The organism is Trinickia sp. LjRoot230, from assembly GCF_964253315.1.
Classification (GTDB): Bacteria; Pseudomonadota; Gammaproteobacteria; order Burkholderiales; family Burkholderiaceae; genus Trinickia.
Window position 1 is genome coordinate 1,399,146 of sequence record NZ_CAXUQX020000002.1, and the last position, 13,817, is coordinate 1,412,962.

The 13,817-nt window shown below is 60.2% G+C and carries 12 protein-coding genes and 3 pseudogenes; 9 read left to right on the top strand and 6 right to left on the bottom strand.

Translation table 11 applies throughout. The features are described 5' to 3' along the window. The first annotated feature begins 27 nt into the window (after window positions 1–27). Both ACSQ20_RS25285 and ACSQ20_RS25290 read left to right on the top strand, forming a co-directional pair. The gene (locus ACSQ20_RS25285; RefSeq protein ID WP_436025330.1) at window positions 28–531 is read left to right on the top strand and encodes an N-acetyltransferase family protein; all 504 of its coding nucleotides are present in this window, start codon (window positions 28–30) and stop codon (window positions 529–531) included. Window positions 532–795: 264 nt separating this feature from the next. Further along, window positions 796–2,355 carry a methyl-accepting chemotaxis protein gene (locus tag ACSQ20_RS25290; protein ID WP_436025332.1) on the top strand — a complete coding sequence of 520 codons (1,560 nt, stop codon included), beginning with the start codon at window positions 796–798 and terminating at the stop codon, window positions 2,353–2,355. A 70-nt stretch (window positions 2,356–2,425) separates the two neighbouring features. Here ACSQ20_RS25290 and ACSQ20_RS25295 read toward each other — a convergent pair whose 3' ends face one another. Next, complete coding sequence (locus ACSQ20_RS25295; protein WP_436025334.1) at window positions 2,426–3,022, bottom strand: hypothetical protein; 597 nt, start codon at window positions 3,020–3,022, stop codon at window positions 2,426–2,428. A gap of 151 nt (window positions 3,023–3,173) precedes the next feature. On the opposite strand from ACSQ20_RS25295, the gene ACSQ20_RS25300 reads away from it, so the two are divergent. Beyond that, window positions 3,174–3,608 (top strand): hypothetical protein, encoded by a 435-nt coding sequence (locus ACSQ20_RS25300; protein WP_436025336.1) that lies wholly within the window; start codon window positions 3,174–3,176, stop codon window positions 3,606–3,608. Window positions 3,609–3,617: 9 nt separating this feature from the next. Here ACSQ20_RS25300 and ACSQ20_RS25305 read toward each other — a convergent pair whose 3' ends face one another. Beyond that, window positions 3,618–4,886, bottom strand: a complete 1,269-nt coding sequence (locus tag ACSQ20_RS25305) for an MFS transporter (protein WP_436025338.1) — start codon at window positions 4,884–4,886, stop codon at window positions 3,618–3,620. A gap of 168 nt (window positions 4,887–5,054) precedes the next feature. Here ACSQ20_RS25305 and ACSQ20_RS25310 point away from each other — a divergent pair, with 168 nt between their 5' ends. Continuing rightward, window positions 5,055–6,035 carry a LysR family transcriptional regulator gene (locus tag ACSQ20_RS25310; RefSeq protein ID WP_436025340.1) on the top strand — a complete coding sequence of 327 codons (981 nt, stop codon included), beginning with the start codon at window positions 5,055–5,057 and terminating at the stop codon, window positions 6,033–6,035. Here ACSQ20_RS25310 and ACSQ20_RS25315 read toward each other — a convergent pair. Further along, complete coding sequence (locus ACSQ20_RS25315; protein WP_436025342.1) at window positions 6,032–6,991, bottom strand: RNA-guided endonuclease InsQ/TnpB family protein; 960 nt, start codon at window positions 6,989–6,991, stop codon at window positions 6,032–6,034. The two genes, ACSQ20_RS25310 and ACSQ20_RS25315, sit on opposite strands and share 4 nt — an antisense overlap. Window positions 6,992–7,161: 170 nt before the next feature. Continuing rightward, window positions 7,162–7,332: pseudogene (locus ACSQ20_RS25320) on the bottom strand (helix-turn-helix domain-containing protein); the annotation flags it as partial. On the opposite strand from ACSQ20_RS25320, the pseudogene tnpA reads away from it, so the two are divergent. From tnpA to ACSQ20_RS25340, 4 genes and pseudogenes are all read left to right on the top strand, one after another. Then, window positions 7,267–7,688: pseudogene (gene tnpA, locus ACSQ20_RS25325) on the top strand (IS200/IS605 family transposase). The pseudogenes ACSQ20_RS25320 and tnpA sit on opposite strands and share 66 nt — an antisense overlap. A 142-nt stretch (window positions 7,689–7,830) precedes the next feature. Then, a pseudogene (locus ACSQ20_RS25330) lies at window positions 7,831–8,746 on the top strand (type VI immunity family protein). A 430-nt stretch (window positions 8,747–9,176) separates the two neighbouring features. Next, a complete protein-coding gene (locus ACSQ20_RS25335; protein ID WP_436025344.1) occupies window positions 9,177–10,079 on the top strand; it encodes an alpha/beta fold hydrolase in 903 nt (300 codons plus the stop codon). A gap of 37 nt (window positions 10,080–10,116) precedes the next feature. Then, on the top strand, window positions 10,117–10,758 hold the full coding sequence (locus ACSQ20_RS25340; RefSeq protein ID WP_436025346.1) for a CGNR zinc finger domain-containing protein: 642 nt from the start codon (window positions 10,117–10,119) through the stop codon (window positions 10,756–10,758). A 14-nt stretch (window positions 10,759–10,772) separates the two neighbouring features. On the opposite strand, the gene lhpI is transcribed toward ACSQ20_RS25340, so the two are convergent. Both lhpI and ACSQ20_RS25350 read right to left on the bottom strand, forming a co-directional pair. Then, complete coding sequence (lhpI, locus tag ACSQ20_RS25345; protein ID WP_436025348.1) at window positions 10,773–11,684, bottom strand: bifunctional Delta(1)-pyrroline-2-carboxylate/Delta(1)-piperideine-2-carboxylate reductase; 912 nt, start codon at window positions 11,682–11,684, stop codon at window positions 10,773–10,775. Window positions 11,685–11,777: 93 nt separating this feature from the next. Continuing rightward, window positions 11,778–12,686: a LysR substrate-binding domain-containing protein gene (locus ACSQ20_RS25350; protein WP_436025350.1), complete on the bottom strand. Its 909-nt coding sequence runs from the start codon at window positions 12,684–12,686 to the stop codon at window positions 11,778–11,780. A gap of 102 nt (window positions 12,687–12,788) precedes the next feature. Here ACSQ20_RS25350 and ACSQ20_RS25355 point away from each other — a divergent pair, with 102 nt between their 5' ends. Then, a complete protein-coding gene (locus ACSQ20_RS25355) occupies window positions 12,789–13,817 on the top strand; it encodes a DUF1338 domain-containing protein (protein WP_436025352.1) in 1,029 nt (342 codons plus the stop codon).

Genomic DNA, 13,817 nt, shown 5'->3' on the forward strand with positions numbered 1-13,817 from the left:
ATGCTCATCTGGAATTCGATCACGCTTATGGCACTCACTGTCCGCAACGCCACCGCTGACGACGCGACGCTCATCTTGCGATTCATTACCGAACTCGCCGTCTACGAGAAGGCGGAGGATCAGGTTGCCGCGACTACGGAAACCATCGCATCTTCTCTATTCGGAGCACATTCGCATTCGAAGGCGTTAGTGTGCGATCTCGACGGTAAACCGGTTGGCTTTGCCGTGTACTTCTTCTCGTATTCAACGTGGCAGGCGAAATCGGGTCTTTATCTGGAAGACCTGTACGTCTCGTCCGATGCGCGCGGTCAGGGCGCGGGAAAGCTCTTATTGCAGCATCTCGCGGGCATTGCTCTGAAAAATGGGTGCGGCCGCTTTGAGTGGAGCGTGCTTGACTGGAACGAGCGGGCTATCGCTTTCTATCAATCTCTTGGAGCAAAGCCACAAGACGAATGGATCCGATATCGGATTGAGGGGGACGCGATTCGAACGCTAGCGTTATCGCCATCGCATTCGATCGTTTCGGACTGAGCCACGACCTCACCACGCCCGTTGCCGTTCAAGCGCGCGGCCCTCATACATTCTCTTACCAGACTCTCTCTGAGGCCCGCTTCGGATCGGACTTCGGTCGACTAAGCTGCGGACGACGGTCACGCAGTCCGTAAGCATGCGGGCCGGCGGGCGAACGCTCGGGATTTCCCTGCTCAAGAACGCACGGCGCGATGCCGTTATACCTCGGTGACAGGAAATGTCCTGCGGCGATTGACGCCGCATCGCTTGCTTTGTGAGGGAAATGTGAACCGTCTCAGTCTTAACGCCAAGCTGTGGCTGGCCTTAGTCGTCACGTGGATTGGCCTGTTGTTTCTCGGCGGCTGGGCCGCGCTGCAAACGCGCGACATCATGCTCGCTGAACGTAAGGCGGCGATTCAAAACGTCGTCACGGCAGCCAACGGGGTGGTTGCCGATTACGCGCAACTGGCGCAGCGCCATGTACTTACCGAAGACGAGGCCAAGCAGCAAGCTATGGCGCGCCTCGCCGCTATGCGATATCCCGGCAACGGCTATCTGATCATCACGACAGCGAAGCCGGTCGTGCTCATGCATCCCACGCTTGCTGATTTGCGCAACAAGGATGTCAGCCAGTACGCCGACCCCGATGGCAAGCTGCTGTTTGTCGAGATGATCAAGGTGGCGCAGGCGAACGGGCAGGGCTACGTCGATTACAAGGCACGATTGCCGGGCAAGACAGAGCGCGTGCCGAAGCTGAGCTTCGTCAAACGGTTCGAGCCTTGGGATTGGTATCTGATCTCGGGGCTTTACATCAACGATATCGACGCCGCCTTTCGTGTCGATTTACTACGTTATTTCGTAGCAGTCCTAATTATCGGCGCGCTTGGGTCTGTCGCGCTGGTCACGATCATCCGCACCGTCAAACGCAGCTTGGGCGGAGAGCCCGCTTATGCGGCGACGGTCGCGCAGGTGATTGCCGATGGCGATCTATCGCATCGCGTCGCGGTGCAATCGGGCGATGGCAACAGCATGCTCGTGGCCATGCAGCGAATGCAGCAACGTCTTGCCGAGGCGATTCGCCGCATTCGCGGCAGCACGGAAACGATCGAAGAAGCCGTCCAGCAAATCGCGGCGGGTAATCTCGATCTGTCATCGCGCACGGAGCAGCAGGCGGCGTCGCTCGGGGAAACGGCGGCCAGCATGGAAGAGCTGACCGCCACGGTCAAGCAAAACGCTGATAACGCGCGGCAGGCCAATCAGATGGCGGCCGACACATCGCGTATTGCGGGCGAGGGCGGCGAGGCGGTGCAGCAGGTGGTTGCCACGATGCAAAACATTGCCGACAGTTCGACACGCGTGGTCGATATCATCGCGGTCATCGAGAGCATCGCGTTCCAGACCAACATTCTTGCGCTCAATGCGGCGGTGGAAGCGGCGCGCGCTGGCGAGCAGGGGCGCGGGTTTGCGGTCGTGGCGGGTGAGGTGCGCAACTTGGCGCGTCGCAGTGCGGATGCCGCCAAGGAGATCAAATCACTGATCGAGGACTCTGTCGGTCGGGTCCAAAACGGCAAGACGCTCGTGGGCGTGGCCGGTACGAAAATGGATTCGCTCGTGCAGTCCGTCAAGCGCGTGAGCGAAATTATTCGCGAGATCTCTTCGGCGTCCGAAGAGCAAAGCCGCGGCATAGAGCAGGTCAATATCGCGATTGCGCAGATGGATCAGACCACGCAGCAAAACGCGGCCATGGTCGAGCAGGCCGCTGCCGCAGCTCAGTCAATGCAGGAACAAGCGCGCACGCTTTCCGATGTCGTCAAGATTTTCCGGCTTCCTGCGTCGGTGGCTTGAACATTCGGTCGGGTGATTTCCGCGCTTGTGACATAGCGACACCTTTGTTGCTGCGTGCCCGACCAGACCGTCAGCGATCACCGCCCCCATGGGCTTGCCGGGGATCGCTATTTTGTTGAAAAAGTGCGGGGTTGTCTGCAAGCTTCTCGATGCGTGCCAGCACAACCTCATCGGTGACGCCAAAGTATGCGATGAACCAGTCTTTAGGCAGTCTCAGATCGCATATCGCCGCTCGTGTAATTTGATCTATTTTTTTCTCGAGGAAACGGCGCGCTTGTCTGCTGTCGGCTAGATCGAACCGCTTCAGCGCCTGGTCGATGGACATGCCTTCGAAGATCATCGCGTTCAATGCGTCGTCGGCGGCTGGAGGATATCCAAACATGTTGCCAGGCATCGTTTGCTGCAAGAGGTACTCGAGATCGCTTCTTGGAATTGCCGCCGTCTTATCGCTGACCGGGGCGTTATCCGAAGGTTGCTGCGTATAAGCGAACGCGTGGCTGGTCGACGTGACCAATCCGCGCTCCGGTACCCCATCCAGTTGATGCGGAAGCGTCGGCGCGGCGGCGGCCTTGCCTTCTTCTGCAACGCCCGCATGGTGCGCCGGTCGTCGGGCCGTCCTGCCTGTCGTGTGAGGCTCGGGCGTATAGAGTCCTTGGACGTTCAACATCGATGCGCTCCAAAACGTTGATTTCGGCAGATGCTACCGTGTTCGGCCGCTTATCATTGCGATGAAGCGAACATGCGTTGGCGAGAGCGAATTCGCGAGATGCCGCGTTTGCAATCGAATCGTTAGCACACCTAACCAATCAGGAGGGCGCATGCGCGATCCTTGGCAGTTTCAGGTGCGGATCACGGTTTCGCAGAATATTGCTCAGGCCTTGCGTGAACAAACGGCAGATGCCGGTGATGGCGCACTGCAGCGCATCCTGCGCGAGCATGGCGCCTCGCTCGTTTGTCAATACGACGCATTTGCCGACTACGTGACGCAAGCGGAACAAGCCGGGCCCGAGCATTATCCGTTGTACCGCTGGACCAAAAATACGATCGACGATCCGCAGAAGAAAGCGAAATATCTGCGGTCGTTTACCGTCTATGTGAACGGCGAACAGATCTACGAGAAGGCGATAGCCGATTCGTTGCAAGCGCAACTATCTGCACTCGTCGGTCAGCATGGCATTGAGGCCGTCAACAAGTTCGACACCAATCCGGCAAACAACCCGCAGCCGCCCGCGCCCGCGCGCGGCGATATTTAGGATACCTAATCAATTTTGCGAAGTGCGAATGCGAGTCTGAGTCCGGTCGCCAGGCCACAGACGCACCGCGAGCGCGGCGATGGCCGTCATGGTGGCCAGCCCCGTGACCGCAGGCCAACCCCATTGCGCAAACAACAGGCTGCCCGCGCCGGCGCCAAGTGCCATGCCGATGAACATACCAACGAACAGCACCGCGTTGAGTCGGCTGCGCGCGCCGGCATCGGTGCCGTAGACGATCGTCTGGTGCGCGATCAGCGTGACTTGTGCGCCAAGATCGAAACCGATGGCACAGACAGCGAGCAGCACGAGTTGCGCGTGCGGCGAGAGCAGCGGGGCAAACGCCATCGCAGCGAACGATACAGCGGCGAGCCCGGCGCCCAGCAGCGCAACGCGTTCCGGTCCGCGACGATCGGCGAGCCGGCCCGCCAGCGGTGCGGCCAGCGCACCGGCAGCACCTGCCAGGCCGAACGCGCCTGCGGCCGCGCTGCCGAGATGGAACGGCGCGCCGTGCAGCATGACAGCGAGCGTCGACCAGAATGCGCTGAAGCCGACCGACACCAATGCCTGCGCCACCATTGCACGCCGTAACGTGGCGTGTTGCTGCCACAGCGTGTGAAGCGAGCGCAGCAGCGCACCATACGAGAGCTGCGTCGTCGGCAGGAAACGCGGCAGCATCCGCAACGCAGCTACACCGATGGCGGCCACGCTGAGCGCCGCGACAACAAACATGGCTCGCCATCCAAAGTGTTCGGCAACGAATCCGCTGACTACGCGCGAAAGGAGAATGCCGAGCAGCAGGCCCGTCATCACGGTGCCGATGGTCTTGCCGCGCTGCGTCTCAGGGGCGAGCGTAGCGGCGGCTGGAACGATGTCTTGCGCGAGCGTGGCCGTCATGCCGATGAAGAGGCTCGCGATCAATAACAGTCCGATCGATGGCGCCATGGCTGCGAGAACGAGCGAGGCACTAAGCGCGGCTGCCTTTGCAACGATTACGCGACGCCGATCGAAGCGGTCGCCCAGCGGTGCAAGCAGCAAAATCCCGAGCGCGTAGCCCAGTTGCGTGAGCATCGGCACGAGGCCGACCGCGCGTGGCGTGGCGCCGATCCCTGCGCCGAGCACGCCGAGCATGGGCTGGCTGTAATAGAGCGGGGCAACCCCGAGCCCCGCAGCGGCTGCGAGAAAGAGAACGAGGCCGGAGGGAACTGTCGCGCCTTTCAATTCGGCGTGAAAGCTATTTGAAATTTCATTCGACGTATCGACATCGGTAGCGCAGGACATTTGGCGACCCAAGGTGGAGTTGAAGTAGGTCGCAGTGTGAAGGTCCTTGCAGACGCCGGGTAGTACCGTTGACCGAACATTTGTTATGCGTTAAACGTATGACCGCCTGCGTCGATCAATCATTGAGGCGGGCCCTCATCGCTCACTTCGTCTATCTGCAAAAAACTCATGTCCCGTCCATCACCGCGCATGGCCAGCGTCACATCCGATTCACGCGACCGCTTGCAACTGATGCAGACGTTCGTGCGTATTGTCGAAGCCGGGAGTCTGTCGGCAGCCGCTGCGCAGTTGTCTTCCACGCAGCCCACCATCAGTCGCCGTCTCGCCGCGTTCGAACGCGCTCTCGGTGTTCGATTGCTGCAGCGCTCGACGCATGGCATGCGCCTGACGGTGGACGGCGAGCGTTGCTACAAGCGCGCTAAAGACTTGTTGGCGAGCTTGAATGCATTCGAGGCCGACGTGCGCGGCGCACAGGAGGAACCGGAAGGAACGCTTCGAATAGCGGCGCCACACGCATTCGGCCAGGAGCGATTCATCGAGCCGCTCGCAACGTTTATGCGTCAATATCCGCGCGTGTCGGTGGAATGGTTGCTGATGGATCAAGTGGGCGACTTCATTGCGTCCGGCATCGACTGCGCGATTCACGCCGGCGAGCCGACCGACCCTTCCGTTGTCGCCATTCGCCTGTCGCAAGTGCAGCGCATCGTGGTTGCGGCACCGTCGTTGCTCGGTGGTGCGCCAGTGCCGCAGCAGCCGGCCGAGCTGGCCGCGTTGCCTTGGTTAGCACTCCGAACTTATTACCGCAACGAGATTGGGCTGACGCATGAGGTGAGCGGCGAGCAGCAGCGGGTGGCTATTCGCCCGCGCTTGAGCACTGACAACCTTTACGCATTGCGCAGCGCGGCGTTGCAGGGGCTGGGAGTGTGTGTAGGCTCGGCTTGGATGCTCGAAGATGCGATTGCCGACGGGCGCTTGTTGCAACTCGCGCCACGCTGGCGGGCGGTGCCGTTGCCGGTCTACATCACCTATCCTTACGCGCAGTTTTATCCGTCGCGATTGCTTCGTTTTGTCGCGATGATGCGTGAAGCCGTGCCCATCGTTCTTGACATCCTCCCGGCCCTGAAGGACGCGGATTCCTACTGCGCTTAGGCCGCGATGGCCTGAGTCACATCGGCGGGTTCCTGCTTCTTCGAGCGGCCTGAGCGCACCGTCTCTCCACAGGCTAACAAGCGCTGTCCGCGCTCTAAAACATTGATCGCGCCGACGTGATCGGCGTTTGCTTCGTGGCCGCAGCGCACGCACGCAAACAGCGCTTGTGTCTTGCGGTTTTCCGCGGAAATATGGCCGCATGACGGGCACGTGCGGCTTGTGTTCTGCGGCGGGACGGCGACGAAAAAGCCGCCGCGCCACGCCGTCTTGTACTCCAACTGGCGGCGAAACTCGAACCAGCCTTGGTCGAGAATCGACTTATTGAGTCCGGACTTCGCGCGGACATTGCACCCCTGCGCGTCGGCCGCACCGGCTGCCGATTTGCTCATATTGCGCACCTGCAAATCCTCGACGGCGATCATTGCGTGGTTTTTGCTGATCGTGTTCGATGCTTTGTGCAGGAAGTCGTTGCGCGCGTTCGCGATGTGCGCATGGATGCGCTGAACGCGGGCCTTCGACTTTTTCCAGTTCGACGAACCTTTGACCTTGCGGGCCATGCGCCGCTGATACTTCGCGAGGCGCTGTTCATGCTTTTTGAAGCTCGCCAGCGGGACGATATACGTGCCGTCGCTCAGCGTTGCGAAGCGGGTCACGCCGACGTCGATACCGACTGCCGGGCCGTGCGGAACCGATTGCTCGACTTCGCGCTTCGTCAGGATCGAGACGTACCACTTGCCCGCGCGCAGCGATACGCTCGCGCTGCGCACTTCGCCGAGTACATCGCGGCTATTGCGGTAACGCAGCCAGCCGAGTTTCGGAACCTTGATGCGGCCATTGCTGCTATCGACCGCATCTGATTCTTGTCGGGGAATTGGAAGCCGTCGTGCTCGCCCTTGCGCTTGAAACGCGGGAACTCTGCACGCTTGGCAAAGAAGTTTTGGAATGCGCGATCGCAATCCTGCGTCGCCATCATAAGCGCATGGCGCGGAGCTTCAGCGAGCCACGGCGTATCAGCGCTGTTGCGCCACGCCGTCAGGTGCTTGCCAATCGCGAACTTTCCGATGAACTTCCCGCCCGCCGCGTGGTTTTCCTTCTGCAGCGCCAGCGCCTTGTTATAGACGAACCGGCACGCGCCCGCGAACTGGCGCATATTGCGCGCTTGTTCGCCAGTCGGCATGAGTTCGAATTTAAAGGCTTGGGGTCGTTCCATAGACCAAAGTATATTTGGTCTATGGCCAACGACAACGACAACGACATTTGGCGCGGAAGACACTGCGTCTTCTTGATGCACGCACATTTGGTCTTCGTGACCAAGTACCGGCGTGGCGTGTTCACAAAAGTGATCATCGACGATCTGCACGTCGTGTTCGCCAGCGGGTGCGCCGACTTCGAGGCTGAACTGGTGGAGTTCGACAGCCAGGACGACCACGTACACCTTCTGGTGAACTACCCGCCCAAGGTTGCCGTGTCGGCGCTCGTGAACAGCCTGAGGGTGTTTCGAGCCGCATGATCCGCAAGAAGAACTACCCGAGCTTGCGGCGCAAGCTGTGGGGCGGTGCGCTTTGGTCCCCGTCCTATTTCGCCGGTAGCTGCGGCGGGGCGCCTATCTCAGCGATACGCCAGTACATCGAGCAACATCGAACGCCGCGCTAAGCGCCCTAGAAGCACGGCTACGCCGTCCGCGCTATCCCTTCTCCCCTGAACGAGGAGGATTGCCGCGCACCTGTTCAAGGGTGGCCATACACCGAGCAAACGCAAGGCACTAGTCGCCTGCTTCCAGCGATACAACGATGCGCTGCAGACTTATCAGCGCACGGTCGAAAAGGCCACCGGTCGCAACCCGTCAAAAGGCTCTCCGCTCCGATGGCTGTACCACGACGGCAAGCAGCCGGTCGCTTTCAAAAAGGGGCCTTCGTTCGCCTCCTTGGCTATGAGCATTCCGGCTGATGCTTCGCTCGTACTGGCACTCTCTAACGCGGAGGACAAACAAGAGGCCGGCACGATGGAATTTTCCGCCTTCTGTCTTGAAGACTGGCAGGCGTTGATGAACCGAGGCATCGACGTTGCCGTTCTCTGTTCCACAGGCCTTTCTGGCGCTCTGTCCGGACGTATTCCAAGCGCTCTTCGCGCAAGCCGTCGATGAACTCGACGCGGTGCATGGGCACGCGGGATATGCAGCGAACTTGTCGCTGTTGCGGCGTGGTCCGAACGAGGCTTCGGAGTATTTTTTGGCGCGGAAATTCGGGCCTGGCCTGGACGTCGGCGACCCGATGCGCCGGAGCCTCCGCCGACTCACAGATCGCATCAAGACGGTGGACTGGTTGACGGCAATCAATGCGAACTTCGTGCGGGAATTTGGGGGGGTAGAAAGACTGGGCCTGCCACCGAACTGCTTTCGCAAGCAGCCTTACGACGACGGCGGCCTGATCATTCAGGCTGGCGTTGCGCCGCAGACGGGGATTGCTGGCGAACCAGGCCATCCTCCCGAGCCTCCGCCCGCGTACCTGCTGCTGAACAACGCTCTGCGCTCGATCATTGCGGATGCGCTCGGCACGTTACAGACCGGGACGGCGACTAGCACCGCTCCCCTGTTGAACACGCAGGTCGCGACTAAGGCTTGGCTTCGTCGGCTTGATGCCGAGCCGGACCGAATCAACGCATATTGGGTCGAACTGCACAAGACACCTAAACTTCCGGCAGCCGGGATTTAGCGTGAATAGCATCGGCCACCTGCTAGATCGCTTGTGCCCTTCGGGCCGTTGCGATTAAAACCGAGAGGGCATCACTCTGCCCATTCGTTGGCATGGCGTGGTCAACGGCGACCACGTTAAGGAGATGCGGGCTAAATTCGGGCTGAGAGCACCGTCAAAGTGAGAATGCCCAGCCCCAATTTCCGATTATCAGGCACGTCTATTCGATCGCACGTGAAGTGCCGGCCCTTGTCTGGTGCGGCCTGCGTTCGACCTCGACGAATTCTCAGTAGTCCTCAGCGTATAACGGCCATCGTCGTGTCACAGCAACGCACCTCGACAATGTAACCAGTAAAATAACATTTGACAGGTGTCAATCGAGCGATACAATGAAACCTGTAAATATGAATTTGACTGGTTTCAAAATTCGACATTCCTCTCGGAGATCGCTATGACCGTTTCTTCTTCCGCCGCGGGCGCAGTGCCGGTTCCATCCGTTTCGCTCAAGACCGTTGATGCTGACGGCGTGCGCGTTTTCTTCCGCGAGGCGGGTGCTGCTGACGCACCGGTATTACTGTTGCTGCACGGCTTTCCGTCGTCGTCGCATATGTTTCGAGGGCTCATGCCGCGGCTGGCGCAGCAATACCGCGTCATCGCGCCGGACTTTCCCTCATTCGGTTTTACGACGGTGCCACCCGAGCGCGGCTATACGTACACGTTCGATGCGCTGGCATCAACAGTCGAGGCCTTCGTCGACGCACTCGAGCTCGATCGTTTCGCAATCTACATTTTCGATTACGGTGCACCGGTCGGGCTTCGTCTGGCGCTCAGGCATCCAGAACGTATCACCGCAGTCGTCTCGCAAAACGGCAATGCCTATGAAGAGGGGCTTGGCGACGCATGGCATCCCATCCGGCGCTATTGGGCCGAGCCCACGGCGGAAAATCGTCAGGCTATTGCGGACACGCTGCTGACGCTTGCGGGCACACGCTGGCAGTACGAGGTGGGCATCGATCGCCCTGAGCGCGTCGCCCCGGAGTCCTATACGCTCGATGCCGCGTTGCTCGAACGGCCCGGAGTCAAGGAGATCCAACTTGACCTGTTCAAGGACTACGCGACGAATCTCGCACTTTATCCGGCGTTTCAGGCCTATTTCCGCGAGTACAAGCCGCCTATGTTGGCAATTTGGGGCAAGCATGATCCCATCTTTATTCCGGCGGGCGCCGAGGCTTATCGTCGAGACAATCCGAACGCAACGGTCCAGCTGTTGGATGCGGGCCATTTCGCGCTCGAAACCCACGTCGATGAGATCGCACAAGCCATTGTCGAATTGATGGAGCGTGCAACGCGTTAAGCTTCGTATCCAAGACGGCAGCAAGGAGCTTTCAGCGATGACAGATTTGATTTCCGCGCTCACCAGACCCGGCCTCGGACCCGAGTCCGCGCCCGGGATCGATTTCCTAGGCGGACACCCGGCGCTGGACCTATTGAATACGGTTCGGCGCGAAAACGGTGCCCCCGTCGATGCCTGGCAGACCGATCGCGACGTCATGCGCTGGCTCGTCGAGCATCAGTTCGTTGCGGCGGGTGCGCGAGGTGGGGTGCGTAGCAGCTTCGAACCTGATGCATTGCTCGAGTCCGCCAGGAAGCTGCGTGATGCTGCCCGTCTTGCGATATGGCAGCGTAAAGCCGGGCGCAAGCCGAACGTCGCCGCGCTCAATGCGCTTCTTGCGCGCGGTGCGCGGCATATCGAGGTGAAGTTCGACGAGCACGATGCGCCGGTCATCGTCGATCGTTATGCGCGCGAAACACCCGAGCAATTATTGGCGCCGCTCGCCGAATCGGTCGCGCAGCTGTTGTGCGATGGTGAGTTCGAACTCATCAAGCGATGCGAGAACACCGAATGCACGCTTTGCTTTTATGACCGCACCAAGTCGCATCGCAGGCGTTGGTGCAGCATGACGCTGTGCGGCAATCGGCAAAAGGTGGCCGCCTTCCGCAAGCGCAAACAAGAGGCCGCGCAAGACGTCTGATGAACTAACGGCGGCTACTGACGAAGCGCGGCCCGCGCGACGCGCGATGCAGCGAGATCCCACGCTCCGCTGCCGACCGTCTTGAGCAATATCGGCACATCGTTCGGTGTGCGGTTTGCAACCGCTTCGCTCAAAGGGTGAACGGCGGACCAATCGACATCCGCTTGCAATAAGTCGCCTGCTTCGGCACGCGCCGCCTCGACATCGTCAACAAAAATACGGCTCGCCCGAACCGTAAGCGGATCGATTTCGGCCGCATCGGGCGTAAATGCCCCGACCGCAATGACGAGACGATCCGCCCGTGCGCTTTCCTGATAAACGGGGGTCTTGCTGGTCGTCACGGTGATGACGGTATCGGCCTCGGCTGGTATCGTGCCGTTCGCGGGATGAACGGTGATGCCCTCTCGCGCGGCTTGATCGCAAAAGCGTTGTTCGGATGCAGGCGCTGTTCCCAAAACAAAAATGCTTGCCGACGGATGCAACTGCGCGATTGCGGCTACATGAAAGCGAGCCTGCTGGCCCGTGCCGATCACGACGAACGTACGCGCGATGCTCGGGTAAAGGCGTTTTACGCCGAGCATCGACAAAGCCGCGGTGCGGCGACCTGTCACTGTTGGCCCGTCGAGAACGAATTCCGGTTTGCCCGTGGTGCCGTCGCAAACGGTGACCGTTCCGAAGATGGTCGGCATGCCGCGCGCCGCATTGCCGGGACAGACACTGACGAGTTTATGAATGGCGAGATCGGCCGCCGCGGCCGGCATAGAAAGCAGCACGCCCTCTTGTGCCAACGGCACGGCAGTGCGCACCGGCGAGCGAATGAGGCCCGCGACGTGCTCCTGCGCCGCAACCGCCAGCGCTTCGATCAGTGCGCCGAAATCCAGTAGGCGGGCGGTTTCCCCGGCATCGAAAGTGGCAATTGAGGACATGAGCTTTAGGGCACGCGACGAAACGTGGGCGAAGATGGTCATGGTCGCCATACTAGCCGAAAAGTTTCTGATAAGAAACGTCCGTGCGAGTCTTCAACGCGCAGGCGATCCGCTATAGACGCTGGCTTGCTCGAGCAACCATGTACGAAAGAGTTCGAGCGGGCGGCCGTGGCTAAGCTCCGTCGGATAGACGAGGTAATACGCGGAATCGGCAATGGTGGTTGCTGCAAACGGCACCACGAGGCCCAACTGTTCGAGTTGCCCTTCGACGAAGAATCTGGGCACGAGTGCGATGCCGAGCCCTGCTGCCGCGGCGCTGATCAGCATCGTATGAAGCTCGTAGCGTACCCCCTGCATCGTCAGATTGTCGTCGATGCCCGAATGATCGAACCAACGCGCCCAGCCGTCCGGGCGTGTCGTTGAATGCAGCAATGGGTAGGCCAGCAGCTCATGCGCTTTGTTGACGGGCTTCGCGAGCAGCGCGGGCGAACAGACGGGCACCACTTCTTCGCCAAACAAATAGTCGGACGATGTGCCGGGCCACGTCGGCTGACCGTAGTGGATCGCCGCTTCGAAATGGGATTCGTCGAACGAAAACATATCAGTGCGTGCGCCCATGTTCACGCGTACGTCGGGCGTGCGTTCGTAGAAATCCTTCAAACGGGGGATCAGCCACTGCGACGCGAACGTAGGCAGCACCGCCAGTTCGAGGGAGCCGCCACCGCTGCCATGCGCGATGATCGAAAGCGTATCGCGATCGAGTTGCTCGAGTGTGCGACGCACTTGCGTCCCGTAAAGCTTGCCGGCGCGCGTGAGCACGACACGTTGCTTTGCGCGGACGAACAGACGGACGCCGAGATTCGATTCGAGCGACGCGATCTGCCTGGACACCGCGCTTTCCGTCAGAAACAGTTCGCGCGCGGCGTGAGTGAAGCTTTCATGGCGTGCCGCCGCTTCAAACGCAAGCAGCGCACTCATGTTAGGAATCCTGAACTTTCGCACTCCTTAATTCCCAAAACGCATCAAGTCCCGATTTTATCTCGCTTTACCGAATGCGCAACCATTCCAATAATGCGGTACTTGGTCTTCAGAGAAAGAGAAGCGATGCGCAATTCGAATGTCGAACGTCTGCTGTCGAGTTTGCTCGGCCGCGAAAAGACCGATGCCCTGTTTTCGACGCTCAATTTCCCGGCCATTCTGGCGGACTGGGAAGAGGGCACCGTAACGCGTGCCGAGCTCGCCCAAGCCATGAATATGGCGCTGTTCGAGGGGCTGTTGGCCCGCTCTCCGAATGCGCGCAACTATACGCATGAAACGGTGGCCGATGGCGGCACAGTCTTTTTCGATCATGGCGCGTTGCGCACCGTGCTGTGGCCGCATAACGGCGCCTTGCCACCGGGTGAAGCGGCCTTTGCGCGAATTCTGCGCCCGCTTGGTTTCCGCATCAATGGCCGGTATCCGCTTGACAAGCTCGGTATGACGGGCCGCGCGTACGCACATGAAGACGCGCCCGATGAAATCGCGCAGTTCTTCGTGAGCGAGTTGCATCCCGAACGTTTTTCCGCAGCGTTTCAACAAGCGGTTACTGCCGTGGTCGGCACATCGCGAGATCCGCTGACACCTGCGGCCGTTACACAACTATGGGAACTCGAGCGCGACGGGTCACTTCCGATCGAAGCCGCGCAGGCGCTATTGCCGGTGATCGTCGGCGCTTTTGCGCGTCAGCACGACGTGCCCGGCGAGGCCGATTACGAGGTGCTGCTGAAGGAATCGGCGGAAATGGCGTGGATCGCGACCGAGGGTAATGCGTTCAATCACGCAACCGACCGCGTTGTCGATGTATTCGCGCTTGCGCAAGCTGAAAAAGATAAAGGGCGGCCGATGAAGACCGAGGTCGAACGCTCGCGTTCGGGCCGCGTATTTCAGACCGCGTATCGCGCGGATGTCGTCTCGCGCACGTTCAGGGCCAATGACGGCTCGCTTGTCATGCGCGAGGTGCCAGGCTCGTTTTACGAATTCATTACGCGCAAGCGCATGTTCGATCAGGGCTCGCGCAACTGGGTCATCGATCTGCGCTTCGATGCGGGCAATGCCCAGGGCATCTTCAAGATGACGGCGAACGCGGCAGCCTGA